Origin of the sequence: Halomonas sp. LBP4 (assembly GCF_003202205.1) — a bacterium.
Taxonomy (GTDB): domain Bacteria; phylum Pseudomonadota; class Gammaproteobacteria; order Pseudomonadales; family Halomonadaceae; genus Halomonas; species Halomonas flagellata.
Genome location: NZ_PDOG01000004.1, coordinates 510,990 through 528,200, shown reverse-complemented (window position 1 = coordinate 528,200; position 17,211 = coordinate 510,990). Strand labels below are relative to the sequence as shown.

The following is a 17,211-nucleotide window of genomic DNA, read 5'->3' as shown; positions in this document are numbered from 1 at the left end:
GTTGCGGTGAGCGAAGGCAAGCGCAGAACAGCGGGGCGGCCCGCCGGGTCGGGCAAGAGCACCAGCGGTCACAGCCAGTCACTAGTACGGGGGCTCAACATGCTCGAGCGCCTGGCGGCCAGCCCCGGCGGCCTGGCCCTCTCGGAGATCGCCGAGCAGGCCGACCTGGCGCCTTCTACCACCCATCGGCTGCTCCAGGCGCTGCAGAGCCAGGGCTTCGTGACCCAGGACAACGAGCTCGGGCTCTGGAAGATCGACGTCAAGACCTTCCGCATCGGCAACAGCTTCCTCGAGGCCCGCGACTTCGTCGGCGCCAGCCGCCCCTTCCTGCGCCGCCTCACCGTCCAGACCGGCGAGACCGCCAACCTCGGCATCCGCGACGGGAGCACCGCGGTGTTCCTCGCCCAGAGCGAGTCGCCGCAGATGATGCGCATGATCACCCGGCTCGGCTCCCGGGCACCGCTGCACGCCTCCGGCGTGGGCAAGGCCCTGATGGCCTGGCTGCCCGACGACGAGTTCGAGCGTGTCCTCACCGAACGCGGCCTGACCCGGGTCACCGAGAACACCCTGTACACCCCCGAGTCGCTGCGCGAGGAACTCGCCCGGATCCGCCGCGAAGGGTATGCCTGCGATCGTGAGGAGCATGCCATCGGCCTGCACTGCGTGGCGGCCTGCCTGCACGACGAGCACGGCATTCCGCTGGCGGCCATCTCGGTCTCGGGGCCGGTGGCACGCATTCCCGAGACGCGGCTGGGGGAGCTGGGGGAGCTGGTGCGCGAGACCGCCGCCGAGATCTCCGCACGCCTGGGCGGCCGGGTGCCGGAGGCCTGAACAGGTCGGCTGAGCAGCCTTGCCGACCCGACCTCGTGAAACGCAGTGCGCCCGGCCGAAGGGCCGGGCGCAGAGAGGAGGTAATCGGTACGGGGTGCAGCGCTAGCCGATACGCTCGAGCTGGCGCTCCAGCTTGCGCATGGCGTGAAGCAGGTCGCGATATTCGCCTGCGGTAAGGGTCGCCACCAGCTCGGCCTCCCAAGCCTGGGCCTCGGGAATCAGCTCGGCGAGCAGTGCCTGCCCCGCCTCGGTGAGGCGCAGGTCATGCAGCCGCTGGTCCCGGCTCGAGGGGCTGCGGCTGATCAGGCCACGATCCACCAGCGCCTGTACCGCCCGCGAGACCCGCGCCTTGTCCATGCGCGTCGCCTCGCAGATCTGCTTGGCATTGAGCAGGTCGCGGTGGCTGAGCCAGGCCAGCACCCGCCACTGGGCCACGTTGAGCGCGTAGCGCTCCTCGTACATTCTCGCCAGTTCGTCGCTGATGCGATCGGCCAGGCTGTTGAGCCGATAGGGCAGGAACTGGTCGAGGTCCAGCTCGGGCTTGGTGGGCAGCCCTGCCCGGTTGGCGCCCTGCCGCTCGTCTTCCGGAGCCAGCGGCACTTGCTTGCGGTCCATCAAGCGATCTCCCTGTCGATCACGATACGCCGGCCCTGTCGCCCGGCGAGGTCAGTAGAGTAGTTGCGGCAGGAACAGCACGATACCCGGGAACACCAGCACCAGCAACGCGCGCGCCGTGCCCGCCATCCAGAACGGCGTCACCCCGCGGAAGATCGTCCCCGTCGACACGTCCGGCAGCACCGCCCGCAGCACGAAGACGTTCATCCCCACCGGTGGCGTGATCAGGCTGATCTCGATCACGATCACCACCAGGATGCCGAACCACACCAGGTCGTAGCCCAGCCCCGCCACCACCGGGAAGAACACCGGCACCGTCAGCAGCAGCATCGACATGCTCTCGAACACGCAGCCCAGCAACACGTAGATCGCCAGGATCACCAGGATCACCACGAACGGCGCCACGTCGAGCCCGTTGACCAGCGCCAGCAGGTCAGTGGGCAGCCCGGCGCGGTTGATGAAGTTGGCGAAGATCAGCGCGGTGAGCACCACCGCGAACAGCATCGCGGTGGTGCGCACCGTGTCCATCAGCACATTCATCACCACCCGCGGGCTCAGTGCCCGCTTGGCCAGGGCGATCAGGAAGGCCCCCATGGCGCCGATGCCGGCCGCCTCGGTGGGCGTGAACACCCCCAGGTAGATGCCGCCGATCACCAGCACGAACAGCGCCAGGGTGCTGCCCACGTTCTTGAGCGCGGCGATCCGCTCGGCCCAGGGCACCGTCTCGCCGGCCGGGCCGGCGTCCGGGTCGCGCCACAGCACCCACTTCACCGCCACCAGGTAGAACAGGATGCCGACCATCCCGGGAATGAAGCCCGCGGCGAACAGCTCGCGGATGCTGGTCTCGGTGAGGATGCCGTAGATCACCAGCATCACGCTGGGCGGGATCAGGATGCCCAGGGTGCCGCCGGCGGCGATCGACGCCGCGGCCAGCGAGTCCTTGTAGCCGTACTTGCGCATCTGCGGCATCGCCACCCGTCCCATGGTCGCCGCCGTGGCCAGGCTCGAACCGCAGATCGCGCTGAAGCCGCCACAGGCGACGATGGTGGCCATCGCCTGGCCGCCCTTGCGGTGACCGAGAAAGCCGTTGGAGGCACGGAACAGCGCATCCGACAGCCCGGCATGGGAGACGAAGTTGCCCATCAGGATGAACAGCGGGATCACCGACAGGCCGTAGTCCATGCCGGTGTCCACCACCCGCCGCGCGGCCATCGCCTCGGCGGCGCTCCAGTTGCCGGTCAGGTAGTAGAAGCCGACGAAACCGACGATGCCCATGGCGAACGCCAGCGGGACGCGCAGGAAGGCCAGCAGCAGCAGGGCGGCGAAGCCGTAGAGTGACTCGATCATTTATCGCCTCCCGGGCTCAGTGGCCCACCGCGTGCGACCGCGCCCACGCCCTCGAGCAGATAGCCCAGCGCGCGGCCCAGGGTGAGCAGCGCGGAGACCGCCAGCATGATCGCCATCAGGTAGATCAGGTAGCCGGTCGGGATGCGCAGGAACTCGGTGACGTCGCCCCACTCGAAGGCCCGCACGCCCAGCGCCCAGACGCGCCCGGCCATCACCCACAGCGCCGCGGTGACGATCAGGTTGACGATCACCTGACGCAGCCAGATCCAGCGCGCCGGAAAGATCGCGTCGAGCAGGTCGACGCTGACATGCTCCTCGCGCCAGCACACCACCGGCAGCGACAGGAAGATCACCGCCGCCAGCATCAGCTGGGTCAGCTCGACGGCACCGAGGATCGGTGAATTGAAGAAGTAGCGGCCGGTCACGTCGGCGGTGGTCAGCAGCATCATGGCGAAGAGGGTGGCGCCCGCCACCCCTTCCAGCCCCAGCTGCATGGCCCGACCGACGCGCGGCCAGGGGGTCGACATGCTAGTCATGGTCAGCTCCTGACGGGGGTTATTCCTGCGCCACGCGTGACTCGATGCTGTCGCCTTCGGCCGCCACGGCCAGCTGCTCGCGGAAGAAGCTCAGCGCCTCCCGGGCATCCAGGTCGCCACGGCTGACCTTGTCGGCCCACTGGTCGATCAACTCGTCGTTGACGTCCCGGAGCATGGCGATATCCGCCTCGGAGGCCTGGGTGAAGGTATTGCCTAGTTCCTCGGCAAAGGCGACGCCGCGCTCGTCGGAGACATCCATCATGTAGCCGAACAGCCGTGAGAGGGACTCCCCCGAGACCGCCTCGATGGCCTCGCGATCCTCGGCGGAGACCTGGTCCCAGACCATCGGATTCATGATGATGGCGAAACTGCCGCGGTAGAAGCCGCCGTCGACCTGCAGGGTATTGGGCAGCACCTCGGCCACGCGGAAGCTGCGCAGCCCTTCGAGGGTCAGCATGGCGCCGTCGATCACCCCCTGGGAAGCCGCCTCGTAGACACCGGTGGGCGGCAGCGCCACGCCGGTCACCTGCATGGCGTTGGCCAGCTCGGTCATCACTCCACCACCCACGCGCAGGCGCTTGCCGGTCAGGTCGTCGAGGCTCTCGACCTGCTCACCGGTGAAGATCTGGCCGGGGCCATGCACGCCCACGGCCATGACCTCCAACCCCCTGTGCTCGTTGGCCTGGGCCAGGTGCTCCTGGTGGGTGCGCCAGTAGGCGGCGGAAGCGGCTTCGGAGGAGAAGTCCTCGAAGGTGGGAAACTCCGGCAGCTGCGTCAGTGCGAAGCGCCCGGCCATGTGGCCGTGGAAGATCCAGCTGGCATCAGCGACGCCGTCGGCGACCAGTGCCATCTGGGCTGCGGGCGGCCCCAGGTCCTCGGTGACCTGGAGCGTCACGCGCCCCTCGGTGGCCTCCTCGATCCAGCTCTTCCAGGTCGGCCAGACAATGGTATTGATGCCGTGGTTGGGCCCGCCCCAACTGCTGACGTTGATGGTGGTCTGGGCCAGGACCTGCGAGCTCAGGGTCGCCGCGGCCAGGGTGCCCAACATCAGTCCGATGGTCTTGTTCATTGTGTCCTCCGTCGTCACGGGATGGCGGCCAGGGTGCCGCCCGTTCTTGTAGTGAGGTGGTGAGATCGTGGTGACCTCGCAGTGATGGTGAATGCCACCAGAGGGCCCTGCTTGGCCGGGGCCGCGGAGCCAGTGTCTGTTGCGCACACCTTGCCTGCCAATTAGTCTCCCGTGCAACCATAAAGGCACCAATACGGCTTAAACTTAAGTCTAATGGTGAGATGAAAGCCAGCGACCACAGCGGGTTACTACACACAACAGCCCTTAACACCCGTGAAAGTCCCGAGGACGGCTGGACAACCAGTTTCACAAGCAACTATTATCTTGCCACTGGCCGAGCCAATGGCAGAGACAACGCCGACCGGGCCCAGCCCGACGACACCGGAGGAACCATGAGCAAGAAATTCGCCTCGCACGCCGATACCGAAGAGAAGCAGATCAGCTTCGACAAGCTGGCCGAAGGCCTTTACGCCTACACCGCCGAGGGCGACCCCAACACCGGCATCGTCATCGGCGACGACAGCGTGATGGTCATCGACACTCAGGCCACCCCGATCATGGCCCAGGACGTCATCCGCCGGATCCGCGAGGTCACCGACCTGCCGATCAAGCACGTGGTGATGACCCACTACCATGCCGTGCGCGTGCTGGGGGCCTCCGCCTACGACGCCGAGAACATCTACGCCAGCCAGAACACCTATGACCTGATCAAGGAGCGCGGCCAGCAGGACTACGAGTCCGAGGTCGGCCGCTTCCCGCGATTGTTCAAGGGCGTCGACTCCGTGCCCGGCCTGACCTGGCCGAACATCGTCTTCCAGCAGGAACTGACCGTGTTCATGGGCAAGCGCGAGGTGCGCATCATCCACCTGGGCCGCGGCCACACCAAGGGCGACACCATCGTCTGGCTGCCCGAGGAGAAGGTTATGTACTCCGGCGACCTGGTCGAATACGGCGCCACCCCCTACACCGGCGACGCCTACCACGAGGACTGGCCCGCCACCCTGGACCGCCTGCAGGCGATGGCCCCGCAGAAACTGGTGCCGGGCCGCGGCGACGCCCTGCAGAGCCCCGCGCAGTGTCAGGAAGCCATCCAGGGCACTCGCGACTTCCTCGCCGACATGTACGAGAGCGTCAAGGCCGGCAAGGCCGCCGGCAAGTCGCTGTCCGAGTGCTACGCCGAGACCTACGCCAAGCTCAAGCCCAAGTACGGCCACTGGGTAATCTTCGATCACTGCCTACCCTTCGATATCACCCGCTGCTATGACGAGGCGGGTGGCGAGTACCCGGATCCGCGCATCTGGACCGCCGAGCGCGACACCGACATGTGGCACTCGCTGCAGGACGTCGTCGAGATCCAGTAACCGCTGTCCGGACCCGGTCCGGATCGAGACAAGCTCGCCGGGGGCTCCTGCCCCGGCGATGCCGTGGGAGCCACTCATGCCGAAGACCTACAAGAATCCCGTCTATCCCTATCGACGCCCGCCCGAACTGGACCTCAGCGAGATACGCCACTGCCCGGTGGTGGTCGTCGGGGCGGGCCCCTCGGGGCTGACCGCCGCCATCGACCTGGCCCAGCAGGGCATCGACAGCATCTTGCTGGACGACAACAACACCGTCAGCGTGGGCTCGCGGGCGATCTGCTTCGCCAAGCGCACCCTGGAGATCATGGACCGCCTGGGGGCCGCCCAGCCAATGCTCGACAAGGGGGTCACCTGGCAGCATGGCCGCGTCTTCTTCCAGGATCGCGAGGTCTATGACTTCAACCTGCTGCCCGAGGAAGGCCACCGCGTGCCGGCCTTCATCAACCTGCAGCAGTACTACCTGGAAGAGTACCTGGTCGATCGCGCCCAGGAGCTCGCCGACCGCATCGACCTGCGCTGGCTGAACCGGGTCACCGCAGTGGACAGCCGACCAGACCATAGCGTGGTGACGATCGCCACCCAGGACGGTGACTACCGGCTCAGCTGCGACTACCTGCTGGTAGCCGACGGCGCCAACAGCAAGATCCGTGACCAGCTGGGCCTGGAGTGCAAGGGCCAGATCTTCCAGGACCGCTTCCTGATCGCCGACGTGATCATGAAGGCCGACTTCCCCACCGAACGCTGGTTCTGGTTCGACCCGCCCTTCCACCCCGGCCAGTCGGTGCTGCTGCACAAGCAGCCGGATAACGTCTGGCGCATCGACTTCCAGCTCGGCTGGGACGCCGACCCGGAAGAGGAGAAGAAGGAGGAGAACATCCGCCCCCGCGTGCAGGCGATGCTCGGTGAGGAGGTGGAGTTCGAGCTGGAGTGGGCCAGCGTCTATACCTTCCGCTGCCGCAAGATGGATGACTTCATCCATCAGCGCGTGTTCTTCATGGGCGACGCCGCTCATCAGGTCTCGCCCTTCGGCGCCCGCGGTGCCAACGGTGGCGCCCAAGGCATCGACAACCTGGCCTGGAAGCTGGCCAGGGTGATCAAGGGCCAGGCTCCCGCGGCGCTGCTTGAGACCTACAACACCGAACGCCAGCACGGTGCGGCGGAGAACATCCTCAACTCGACCCGGGCCACCGATTTCATCACGCCCAAGAGCCGCGTCAGCCGGCTGTTCCGCGACACCACCCTGGAGCTGGCGGAGCAGTATCCCTTTGCACGCAGCCTGGTCAACAGCGGCAGGCTGTCGATGCCCTGCCGCTACGACGACTCGCCGCTCAATGGCCCCGATGCCGAGGGGATGCCGCTCGATCTGCGCCCTGGCAGCCCGGCCAAGGACGCCCCGATACGCCTCGAGGGCAGCGACGCCTGGCTGCTTAACCAGATCGGCAACCGCTTCGTATTGCTCCTCGACGGCCGGGTCGATACCCCCGAGGCCGAGAAGCTGAGCGCCGACCTCGAGGGGCTGCTGGATCACCAGGCCGACCTGGACCTGGTGATCGTCGGCCCCACCCCCCACGCCCTGACGCAGCTGCCGCGTAGCGTGGTGATCGAGGACGCCGAGGGCCTGGTGGCCGAGCGCTATGGACTGGCCCCCGGAGCGAGCTACCTGTTCCGCCCCGACCAGCATGTGACCGCCCGCTGGACCGAGGTGTCGGCCGAGGCGGTCGGCGCTGCACTGGGCCGCGCCCTGGGCACCCACCTTGCCCCTCTTTCCCAAATTCAGGGAGACCGCCATGCCACGGCTTGAACTGAACCCGAACTTCACCGACCCGGACGCCTTCTACGCCGCGCTGACCGAAGCGCACCGGGAACGCAGCGAGGAGGAGAGCGAACGCATCAACGCCCGGCTGATCCTGCTGCTGGCCAACCATATCGGCGACCAGCAGGTGCTCGAGGAGGCGCTGGCCATCGCCGGCCAGGCCGCCGACTCGGCATCGGCCCAACAAGAACAGCGCTGAGAGAGGATACTGCCATGACCACCGAGACGCTTCAGTACCAGAGCGGTTTCCGCAACCACTTCGCCACCGAGGCGCTGCCCGGTGCCCTGCCCGAGGGCCAGAACTCGCCCCAGCGCTGCGCCTACGGCCTCTATGCCGAGCAGCTGACCGGGTCGGCCTTCACGGCGCCCCGCCACCAGAACCTGAGAAGCTGGCTCTATCGTATCCGCCCGTCCGTGGTACAGAGCGCCTATCAGCCGCTGGAGAACCATCAGGTTCACACCTCGCCGCTGGACAAGCCCGCCGCCGACCCCAACCAGATGCGCTGGGATCCGGCCCCGCTGCCCGGCGAGCCCACCGACTTCATCGACGGCCTGCTGACCATCGCCGTCAACGGTGATGCCGGCGCCCAGTGTGGTGTTGGCGTGCATATCTACGCCTTCAACCAGGACATGACCGACCGCTTCTTCTACACGGCGGATGGCGAGATGCTCTTCGTCCCGCAGCTGGGCGCGCTACGGCTGCGTACCGAATTCGGCGATCTCGACGTCGCCAACGGCGACATCGCCGTGATCCCCCGCGGCGTCAAGTTCCAGGTCCGCCGGGCGGCCGGCGTCGACGCCGCTCGCGGCTATATCTGCGAGAACTACGGCAGCCCGATGGAGCTGCCCGGCCTGGGCCCCATCGGCGCTAACGGCCTGGCCAACCCGCGTGACTTCCGGAGCCCCGTGGCCGCCTACGAAGATGTCGAAGGCGATTTCTCCCTGGTGGCCAAGTTCTCCGGCCGCTTCTGGGCGACCCGGCTGGATCACTCGCCGCTGGACGTGGTCGCCTGGCACGGCAACTACGCGCCCTACAAGTACGACCTGGCCAACTTCAATACCATCAACACGGTGAGCTTCGACCACCCCGATCCGTCGATCTTCACCGTACTGACCTCGGCCTCCGACACCCCGGGGATGGCCAACCTGGACTTCGTCATCTTCCCGCCGCGCTGGATGGTGGCCGAGAACACCTTCCGTCCGCCCTGGTTCCACCGCAACCTGATGAGCGAGTTCATGGGCCTGATCCACGGTGAATATGACGCCAAGGCCGAAGGCTTCCTGCCGGGCGGCGCCAGCCTGCACAACTGCATGTCGCCCCACGGCCCTGATGCCGAAACGTTCGAGAAGGCCTCCAATGCCGAGCTGAAGCCGCAGTATCTGGGTGATACCCTCGCCTTCATGTTCGAGAGCCGCTACGTCTATCACCCCACCGAGGCAGCGCTTGCCACGGAGTATCGCCAGCGCGACTACGTGGACGTCTGGTCGACCCTGCGCTCACACTTCGACCCGACCAAGCCCTGAGGTATGGGCCCTGAGCGACACGGCCCACGTTCGCGAGGCCCCCGAAGAAAGGGCCTCGCCCCTGACGACAAGGATCGAAAGACGATGAAACTCGCCACCCTCAAGAACGGCCGCGACGGCGAACTGATCGTGGTCTCACGCGACCTGACCCGCGCGGTGCGCGCCACCGGTATCGCCGCCACCCTGCAGCAGGCCATCGAGGCCTGGGATGCCCTGGCTCCGCAGCTGGAGGCGCTCTACGCCAAGCTCAACGACGGCCAGGCCGAGGGCGCCTTCGACCTCGACCAGGCCGCCCTGCATTCGCCGCTGCCGCGGACCTACCACTGGGCCGACGGTTCGGCCTATCTCAACCATGTTCAGCTGGTGCGACGGGCTCGTAACGCCGAGATGCCCGAGACCTTCTGGACCGACCCGCTGATGTATCAGGGCGGTGGCGACAAGTTTCTCGCCCCCACCGAGGACATCGAGGCGGTGAGCGAGGAGCACGGCATCGACTTCGAGGGCGAGATCGCCGTGGTCACCGACGACGTGCCCATGGCGGTGACACCCGAGCAGGCCGCCGGCCATATCAAGCTGGTGATGCTGGTCAACGACGTCAGCCTGCGCGGCCTGATCCCCGGCGAGCTGGCCAAGGGTTTCGGCTTCTTCCAGGCCAAGCCGGCCTCGAGCTTCTCGCCGATCGCCGTGACCCCGGACGAACTGGGCGACGCCTGGCGGGACGGCAAGGTCCACCTGCCGCTGACCGTGCACCTCAACGGCGAAAAGTTCGGCGAGCCGGAGGCGGGCCCGGACATGATCTTCAACTTCCCGCAACTGGTGGCCCATGCCGGCCGGACCCGCTACCTGGGCGCCGGTGCCATCGTCGGCTCGGGCACCGTCTCCAACCCGGATCCCGACGGCGGCCCCGGAAAGCCGGTGTCGGATGGCGGCGTGGGCTACAGCTGCCTGGCCGAGGTCCGTATGGTGGAGAAGATCCTGCATGGCGACAGCAAGACTCCCTTCATGCGCTTCGGCGACCGGGTGCGCATCGAGATGTTCGACCGCGAGGGCAAGAGCATCTTCGGCGCCATCGACCAGCAGGTAGTGAAATATCAACCCAAGTAAGGAGCGAGCCATGACGACGCTTTACGGCTATTTCCGCTCGTCGGCCGCCTATCGGGTGCGCATCGCCCTGAACCTCAAGGGCCTGGAGTACGACCAGGCCCTGGTCAACCTGGTCAAGGGCGAGCAGAGCGGAGACGCCTTCCGCGCCCTCAACCCCCAGGGGCTAGTGCCGCTGCTCTCCATCGACGACGGCACCCATCTGACCCAGTCGCTGGCGATCTGCGAGTACCTGGAGGAGCGCTACCCCGAGCCGCCGCTACTGCCGATCGACCCGGCGGAGCGCGCCCGGGTCCGCGCCCTGGCCCAGCTGGTGGCCTGCGAGATCCACCCGCTCAACAACCTGCGGGTGCTCAAGTACCTCGTCCATGAACTGAAGCTGGACGACGACGCCAAGCTGGCCTGGTACCGCCACTGGATCACCGAAGGGTTCGGCGCCCTGGAGGCGATGCTCTCCCGCGAGGCGGGCAGCGGCGACTTCTGCCACGGCGACGCCCCCACCCTGGCGGACATCTGCCTGGTGCCGCAGGTGTACAACGCCGAGCGCTTCGAGTGCGACCTCTCGGCCTACCCGCGGATCCGGCGCATCGTCGCCAACTGCCATGCCCAGGAGGCCTTCCAGCAGGCGGCACCGGGGGCGCAGCCTGACGCGAGCTGAGTTACAATAAGCGAGCTAACAAAGCGGGCGCGATTCCTGTTGCCATCGAATCGCGCCCGCTTCTCGTTCCACCGCCTTGAGATGGGACGGCGCAACGCGGCGCCGCCCAAGGAGAACCGGGTGCTAAGGCTGACCTCCCCCGCCACCGTGGTGGTGCTAGCCGCGCTGACCGCCCTGGGCCCACTGGCCACCGACATGTACCTGCCGGCCATGCCGGAAATGGCCGCCGCCCTAGACACCGGTCCCGACCAGATACAGCTGACCCTGAGCCTCTACATGGCCGGCTTCGCCCTGGCCCAGCTGATCTGCGGCCCCATCGCCGACCGCTTCGGCCGCAAGCCGGTGATGATCGCCGGGTTCGCGCTGTTCCTCGTCGCCAGCCTGTTGTGCGCCTTCGCGCCGAGCATCGAGTGGCTGCTGGTGGGACGCTTCCTGCAGGCCTTCGGCGGTTCCGCCGGGCCGGTGCTGGGGCGGGCCGCGGTGCGCGACATCCATGGCCCCCTGGAGGCGGGGCGGGTGCTCTCCTACATGGCCAGCACCATGGCGCTCGCCCCGGCGCTCGCCCCGGTCATCGGCGCCGGGCTGCTGCTGCTCTTCGGCTGGGCGTCGGTGTTCGTGCTGCTGGCCCTGTATGCCGCGGTGATGCTGCTGATCCTGGTCTTCCTGCTGCCGGAGCCCCTGCCCCCCGAGTATCGCCAGTCGACCAGCCCCCGGGCGATTCTCGCCAACTTCCACCTGCTGCTCGGCCAGCGCGCCTTCGTCGGCTACACCCTGACCAACGCCGCCGCCTTCGCCGGAATGTTCGCCTTCCTCTCCGGTTCGTCTTTCGTGCTGATCGAGTTCATGGGGGTGGCGCCCACCCTCTACGGCGTGCTCTTTACCTTGATCGTCGGCGGCTTCTTCACCGGCACCCTGCTCAGCGGACGCTACAGCCGCCGCCTGGGTCATGACCGCCTGATCCAGATGGGCGCCCTGCTGTGTGCCCTGGGTGGCAGCAGCATGGCGGCCCTGGCGCTGGCCGGGGTCTTCACCCCCTGGGCGGTGATCGGGCCCCACATGCTCTACTTGATCGGCTTCGGCATCGTCATGCCCCAGAGCATGGCCGGGGCGCTCGCCCCCAACCCCCGCATCGCCGGCTCGGCCTCCTCGCTGTTCGGCTTCCTGCAGATGACCATCGCCGCCCTGGGCGGCGCCCTGGTCGGCCAGTTCCACGACGGCACCTCGCGCACCATGGCCATTGCCATCGGCCTCGGCGGCGTGCTGGCGCTGGTGGCCTACCTGGGGCTAGTGAGGTCGGCCCCCTGCGCCGTACCCGCCGCCGAGCAGTCTCGAAATCGGGCATGAGCCCAGCCCTCGGGCCGGAGTGTCTCGATGGCCCGCGTGGTCGTGCCCAAGGCCCTCCGCTGGGAGCTGCTGTCTCCGCTCGTTCAAGTGCAGCGGACTGACGGGGTACCACAATTGCCGCACTGATGGGCACGGGCCTGCCCGGACGCGTCGCTCCCAGCCGGTGGCGCCCGGCGCTCGAAGGCCTCGGCATTGGGGCAGAAATCGCGGCACTCCGCCCGCGACGCCTGGTGTCTCAGGGCCAGCCAGCAGGTCCCCGCCTTCGAGCAGGTGTTGCAGGTGGTGCGCAGGGCATGGATGGCCGGGTCCTTGGCGAGCACCGCCGGGGTGAGCCCGAAGCGCTGCATCATCGGCGGCATCAGGGTATCGCTAGGCCAGAAGCCCGGGATCTCACCGGCGGCCAGGCTGCGCGCCAGTGCCTGCTCCAGAGTGCGGCTCATCGGCCGCGACAGGTCATGGATCAGCACACTCAGCTTTTTCGGCGCACAACACTTGAGCTCGAGCAGGGCCTGCTCGCCCTCGAGGTAGTCGCGAAGCCGCGCCTCGCTGGCGGGCGCCGTGGGATGGGGGGAGGATCGAGGTGAACTCATTGCGTGTTCCTCTGTCGCCCGACCCACAGCGTCGCTCCCTCCGTCGCCTCTTGCCTTGATCTGGATCAGGGTAGCGGGAACAAAGTGAGCCCTCACTCAGGCGAGGGCTCAGGCCAGCACGGTGGGCCGGTCCGCTCAGCGGGAGCCAGTGTCCTCGACACCGCGCCGGGCCTCCTCGATGGCAGCCATCACCTGGTCGACATCGGAGACCCGATGCGCCAGGGCCAGCGCCAGTTGGGCGAGGAACAGACGCTCCTGCTCCTCGGGCAGGCCGTCCAGGGTGGTGGCCAGCTGCTCGTAGACCTGCTCCAGGTCGGCGAAGGGTAGTGTCGGTGTGGTCATGATCATTCTCCTCCCAGGGCGGTCATCAGAGCGGTATCGAGGGCGGCGGGATCAAGGCGCTGCCAGCGCGCCACCACATGGCGGTCCGGGCGGACCAGATAGGCCGTGCCGTTCGTGGCCCCATAGGCGGCGAAGTGATCGCCGTCGGGGTCCGGCAGGATGGGGCCCGGGCCCTCCTCAGCCACCTGGCGGCTGAGGGTCACGACCGTGAACTCGGGGTCGCGGGCCCGCAGGTCCACCAGGCGCTTGTCCAGGTCGTCCGGCAGGCGGCCGTCCTCGCTGAACAGCAACAGGGTGAAGCCCCGGCCCAGGTGGTCGAGCAGGAAGTCGTCCTCGCCCAGGCGGCGATTGATCAGCGGCGCCCCCGGGATCGGGCCGGCACTGAAGGCGTCACGGTCGGCCAGGGTCAAGGGGCTCTCGGCATAGGTGTAGGGGGTGACCTGGCGCGGGTCGGCAAAACCGCTGGCGTAGTCGTTGTGGAAGGCCAGTGCCAAGGCGGCGTCGCGCATCAGCCGATAACCGCGAGTCGGTGGGGTCATGAAGCGGGTGCTCCTGCCGGCATTGGCGAACACATCCAGGGTGGCGCCACGGCGCTCCGGTGTGTAGCTGTCGAGCAGCCGGTCCGGGGCCTGCCCCTGGAGCACCCGGGCCAGCTTCCAGCCGGCGTTGACCGCATCGGCCAGGCCGTTGTTGAGCCCGCGAACGCCGAAGATCGGCACCAGGTGGGCGCTGTCACCGATGAACAGCACCCGGCCATGGCGATAGTCGTCGAGCGCCAGGGTGTGGGCCTTGTAGAGGCTCCACCACTCCAGCTCCCAGCCGCCCTCTTCGCCGAGCATCGCGATGATGGTGGCGACCCGCTCGCGGATGTTGGCCTCCTCCACCGCCTGCTCGGGATCCTCGTCGGGGCCGAGCTGGTAGTCGATGCGCCAGATATCGTCGGGTTGCTTGTGCACCAGGAGGGTGGAGTCGGGCAGCGCCGAGGAGTGGAAGAAGGCGCGGCGCTCGGTGGGGAAGTCCGATTTCATTCGCACGTCGGCGATCACGTAGCGCCCCTCGTAGGCCTCGCCGTGCAGCGACAGGTCGAAGGCCTTGCGCACCACGCTGCGGGCCCCGTCGGCGGCCAGCAGGTAGTCGGCCTCGAGCCGGTAGTCGCCCTCCGGCGTGGTCACCTCCAGGGTCACGCCCCGGTCGTCCTGGCTGACACCGGTCACCGCGCTCTGCCAGCGCAACTCGACGAGGTCGCTCTCCTCGGCCTTGTCGATCAGGAACTGCTCGATGTACTGCTGCTGCAGGTTGACCATCGGGTAGAAGCGCTCCTGATCCGAGTGGGGCATCTCGAAGCGGTAGATCTCGCGGTCGCGGAAGTAGGTGCGCCCCTGGGTCCAGCCCAGCCCCTTGGCGGTGAAGCGTTCGTCGATGCCGAGCTGCTGCAGGATCTCGAGGCTGTGGCGGGAAATGCAGATCGCCCGGGAGCCGTCGTTGACGGTGGCCTTGTCGTCGAGCACCACCGATTCGATGCCGTGGCGGGCCAGCTCCAGGGCGGCGGTCACGCCCACCGGGCCGGCGCCGACGATGGCCACGCGGTGGCGCACGGCCCGGCCATCCAGCTCGGGAGGACGGACGAAGGGGAAATGGGGATAATCGAAATAGAGCGAGTCGGTCTCGGCGCGTCCGGCGGGTCGCATGGGGCGGGCTCCTGTTATGGTTGTCGGATCAGCTATCACGCAGCATATCCCGCCGAGAGCCCCATGCCTGTCCCGTAAAAGCCGGGACAAGAGAGGGCAGCACTGCCCAGGAGAGACCGCATGACCGCCCCTCGCCCCTCGACCGACTGGCCCTCGCTGATGTCCTCCGTGGCCGCCTGCATCGAGGCCCTGGGCGATCCGGCCTTCGAGACCCACCTGCTGGCGCTGCTGCGTGACACGGCGCGCATCGAGCAGTGCATGATCTTCGCCTACGACGACGCAGATGGGGTCGACTGCCTGCTGGCCGCCAACGAGCGCCAGCCGCGCATGGCCGGACGCCTGGCCCGGCTCTATACCGACGGCCTGTTCCGCCAGGATCCCAACTACCGGGGGCTGCGCCAGGCCAGCGACGATGCCCCCCGGGTGGGGCTCGCCCCGATGCGGGCCGAGGAGATGCCACCGGCCTACCGCGGCCACCTGTTCGCCTTCCCCGACCTGGTGGACAAGGTTGCCCTGACCGTCCGCGAGGCCGAGGTCGCCTATACCCTCAATCTCTATCGCGGCAGCGATACCGGCGCCTTCTCGACGGCCGACCTGGCCGGCCTGGACGCCATGGCACCGCTGCTCGCCAGCCTGATACGCCGCCACTACGCGACCGCCCGCCCCGTCTCCCAGCAGCCCAGCGCCGAGGAGGCCGCCGTGCTCGCCCCGCTCTCCGAACGCGAGCGCCAGCTCTGCCTCTTCCTGCTGCGCGGCCACACTCTCAAGACCGCCGCCGCCGAGCTCAATATCGCCGTGTCGACGGCGGAAACCTACCGCAAGCGCGCCTATGCCAAGCTGGGCGTGCCCTCCAAGGCGCGGCTGGTGGCGCTGTGTCGGCGGCAGTGACGGGCCATCGTGTTCCGAGTGGCCCGCCCGGCCGCGGGCAGAGAATCTGTTTTTCTGATCCAAAGACAATAATAACTATATTTTAACTAATCATGGGGCGCGCCTAAGGTGTGGGAATAACAACATCACCGAAGGAGACACCGCCCATGACAGTCGAAAGCGTCGATACGCTGGTGGTTGGCGCCGGTCAGGCCGGCGTGGCCATGAGCGAACACTTGAGCAATCAGGGCGTGCCCCACCTGGTACTGGAGCGCAACCGTATCGCCGAGGCCTGGCGCACCCGTCGCTGGGACTCCCTGGTGGCCAATGGTCCTGCCTGGCACGATCGCTTCCCGGGGCTCGAGTTCGACGACCTGGACCCGGATGCCTTCGCCTCGAAGGAGCGGGTGGCGGCCTATTTCGAGGCCTATGCCGAGAAGATCCAGGCCCCCATCCGCACTGGGGTCGAGGTCAGGTCGGTGGAGCGCAACACTGGCCGGCCGGGCTTCACTGTCGAGACCTCCGATGGGGTCATCGAGGCCAATCGGGTGGTGGCTGCCACCGGTCCCTTCCAGACGCCGGTGATTCCTCCCATCGCACCCGACGACGAGGCCTTCACGCAGATTCACTCCGCCGAGTATCGTAATCCCGAGCAGTTGCCGGAAGGGGCGGCGTTGGTGGTGGGCGCCGGTTCCTCCGGGGTGCAGATCGCCGAGGAGCTGCAGCGCTCGGGCCGGCGGGTCTACCTCTCGGTGGGGCCCCACGATCGTCCGCCCCGCGCCTACCGGGGTCGCGATTTCTGCTGGTGGCTGGGGGTGCTCGGCGAGTGGGATGCCGAGATGATGCGGCCCGGTACCGAGCACGTCACCATCGCGGTGAGCGGGGCCGATGGCGGCAAGACCATCGACTTCCGCGAGCTGGCCCACCAGGGCATGACCCTGGTCGGGCGCACCCGGGCCTTTGCCGACGGCAAGGTGACCTTCGAATCCGACCTGGCCGACAACCTGGCCGCCGGCGACGCCAATTACCTGTCGATGCTGGATGCCGCCGACGACTATGCCCGCCGTAATGGCCTCGACTTGCCGGAGGAGCCGGAAGCGCGGCGCATCCCCGCCGACCCGACCTGCGTGACCGAGCCGGTGCTGGAGCTCGCCCTGGCCGAGGCCGGAATCGGCGCCATCGTCTGGGCCACCGGCTTCACGGTGGACTACCGCTGGTTGAAGGTGGACGCCTTCGACGAGAACGGCAAACCCCGGCACCAGCGCGGCGTTACCCGCGAGCCCGGCGTCTACTTCGTCGGCCTGCCCTGGCTGTCCCGGCGTGGCTCCAGCTTTATCTGGGGGGTGTGGCACGACGCCAAGCATATCGCCGATCACATCGCCACCCAGCGCAAGTACCTGGCCTACCACGCCGAGGCCCAGCGCCGGGCCGAGGATGATGCCTCGCCGCGCCGAGCAGTGACCGTCGAGTAAGCCCGTGGGGAGGCGCTCCGCCTCCCTCCTTTATTGCTTCAGCAGGACCAAGG

Annotated in this window: 17 protein-coding genes; 10 read left to right on the top strand and 7 right to left on the bottom strand. The window is 67.7% G+C overall.

The window, feature by feature from the left end; translation table 11 throughout:
• Window positions 1–6 precede the first annotated feature (6 nt).
• Window positions 7–831, top strand: coding sequence for an IclR family transcriptional regulator (locus CR157_RS15875; protein WP_110284489.1), 825 nt, complete (start codon window positions 7–9; stop codon window positions 829–831).
• 102 nt (window positions 832–933) lie between these two features.
• Here the strand turns inward: CR157_RS15875 and CR157_RS15870 are convergent, their stop codons facing one another.
• From CR157_RS15870 to CR157_RS15855, 4 genes are read right to left on the bottom strand one after another with little or no spacing between them, the layout of a single operon-like run.
• Window positions 934–1,446, bottom strand: a complete 513-nt coding sequence (locus CR157_RS15870) for a MarR family winged helix-turn-helix transcriptional regulator (protein WP_110284488.1) — start codon at window positions 1,444–1,446, stop codon at window positions 934–936.
• Between the two features lie 51 nt (window positions 1,447–1,497).
• Window positions 1,498–2,793: a TRAP transporter large permease gene (locus tag CR157_RS15865; RefSeq protein ID WP_110284487.1), complete on the bottom strand. Its 1,296-nt coding sequence runs from the start codon at window positions 2,791–2,793 to the stop codon at window positions 1,498–1,500.
• Window positions 2,790–3,329 carry a TRAP transporter small permease gene (locus CR157_RS15860; RefSeq protein ID WP_110284486.1) on the bottom strand — a complete coding sequence of 180 codons (540 nt, stop codon included), beginning with the start codon at window positions 3,327–3,329 and terminating at the stop codon, window positions 2,790–2,792. The genes CR157_RS15865 and CR157_RS15860 overlap by 4 nt, the downstream gene beginning before the upstream one ends.
• A gap of 19 nt (window positions 3,330–3,348) precedes the next feature.
• A complete protein-coding gene (locus CR157_RS15855; protein ID WP_110284485.1) occupies window positions 3,349–4,398 on the bottom strand; it encodes a TRAP transporter substrate-binding protein in 1,050 nt (349 codons plus the stop codon).
• A 392-nt stretch (window positions 4,399–4,790) separates the two neighbouring features.
• Between CR157_RS15855 and CR157_RS15850 the strand changes: the two genes are divergently transcribed.
• The 7 genes from CR157_RS15850 (at window position 4,791) to CR157_RS15820 (ending at window position 12,199) form a co-directional block, all read left to right on the top strand.
• Window positions 4,791–5,759, top strand: a complete 969-nt coding sequence (locus CR157_RS15850; protein WP_110284484.1) for an MBL fold metallo-hydrolase — start codon at window positions 4,791–4,793, stop codon at window positions 5,757–5,759.
• Between the two features lie 76 nt (window positions 5,760–5,835).
• Window positions 5,836–7,560 (top strand): FAD-dependent oxidoreductase, encoded by a 1,725-nt coding sequence (locus tag CR157_RS15845; RefSeq protein ID WP_110284483.1) that lies wholly within the window; start codon window positions 5,836–5,838, stop codon window positions 7,558–7,560.
• Complete coding sequence (locus CR157_RS15840) at window positions 7,547–7,771, top strand: DUF2783 domain-containing protein (RefSeq protein ID WP_110284482.1); 225 nt, start codon at window positions 7,547–7,549, stop codon at window positions 7,769–7,771. The genes CR157_RS15845 and CR157_RS15840 overlap by 14 nt, the downstream gene beginning before the upstream one ends.
• 14 nt (window positions 7,772–7,785) lie before the next feature.
• Window positions 7,786–9,096, top strand: a complete 1,311-nt coding sequence (hmgA, locus tag CR157_RS15835) for a homogentisate 1,2-dioxygenase (RefSeq protein ID WP_110284481.1) — start codon at window positions 7,786–7,788, stop codon at window positions 9,094–9,096.
• 84 nt (window positions 9,097–9,180) lie between these two features.
• The gene (locus CR157_RS15830; RefSeq protein WP_110284480.1) at window positions 9,181–10,200 is read left to right on the top strand and encodes a fumarylacetoacetate hydrolase family protein; all 1,020 of its coding nucleotides are present in this window, start codon (window positions 9,181–9,183) and stop codon (window positions 10,198–10,200) included.
• A 10-nt stretch (window positions 10,201–10,210) separates the two neighbouring features.
• Window positions 10,211–10,855: a maleylacetoacetate isomerase gene (gene maiA / locus CR157_RS15825; RefSeq protein WP_110284479.1), complete on the top strand. Its 645-nt coding sequence runs from the start codon at window positions 10,211–10,213 to the stop codon at window positions 10,853–10,855.
• A 120-nt stretch (window positions 10,856–10,975) separates the two neighbouring features.
• Window positions 10,976–12,199: a multidrug effflux MFS transporter gene (locus CR157_RS15820; protein WP_110284478.1), complete on the top strand. Its 1,224-nt coding sequence runs from the start codon at window positions 10,976–10,978 to the stop codon at window positions 12,197–12,199.
• Between the two features lie 83 nt (window positions 12,200–12,282).
• On the opposite strand, the gene CR157_RS15815 is transcribed toward CR157_RS15820, so the two are convergent.
• The 3 genes from CR157_RS15815 to CR157_RS15805 form a co-directional block, all read right to left on the bottom strand.
• Window positions 12,283–12,789 carry a hypothetical protein gene (locus CR157_RS15815; RefSeq protein ID WP_110284477.1) on the bottom strand — a complete coding sequence of 169 codons (507 nt, stop codon included), beginning with the start codon at window positions 12,787–12,789 and terminating at the stop codon, window positions 12,283–12,285.
• Between the two features lie 135 nt (window positions 12,790–12,924).
• Window positions 12,925–13,131 carry a DUF2783 domain-containing protein gene (locus CR157_RS15810; RefSeq protein WP_110284476.1) on the bottom strand — a complete coding sequence of 69 codons (207 nt, stop codon included), beginning with the start codon at window positions 13,129–13,131 and terminating at the stop codon, window positions 12,925–12,927.
• A 2-nt stretch (window positions 13,132–13,133) separates the two neighbouring features.
• Window positions 13,134–14,819: an FAD-dependent monooxygenase gene (locus tag CR157_RS15805; RefSeq protein ID WP_110284475.1), complete on the bottom strand. Its 1,686-nt coding sequence runs from the start codon at window positions 14,817–14,819 to the stop codon at window positions 13,134–13,136.
• 120 nt (window positions 14,820–14,939) lie between these two features.
• On the opposite strand from CR157_RS15805, the gene CR157_RS15800 reads away from it, so the two are divergent.
• Both CR157_RS15800 and CR157_RS15795 read left to right on the top strand, forming a co-directional pair.
• Entirely contained in the window at window positions 14,940–15,707 is a 768-nt protein-coding gene (locus tag CR157_RS15800) for a helix-turn-helix transcriptional regulator (RefSeq protein WP_110284474.1), read from the top strand.
• 146 nt (window positions 15,708–15,853) lie between these two features.
• The gene (locus tag CR157_RS15795; protein ID WP_110284473.1) at window positions 15,854–17,158 is read left to right on the top strand and encodes a flavin-containing monooxygenase; all 1,305 of its coding nucleotides are present in this window, start codon (window positions 15,854–15,856) and stop codon (window positions 17,156–17,158) included.
• Window positions 17,159–17,211: the final 53 nt, after the last annotated feature.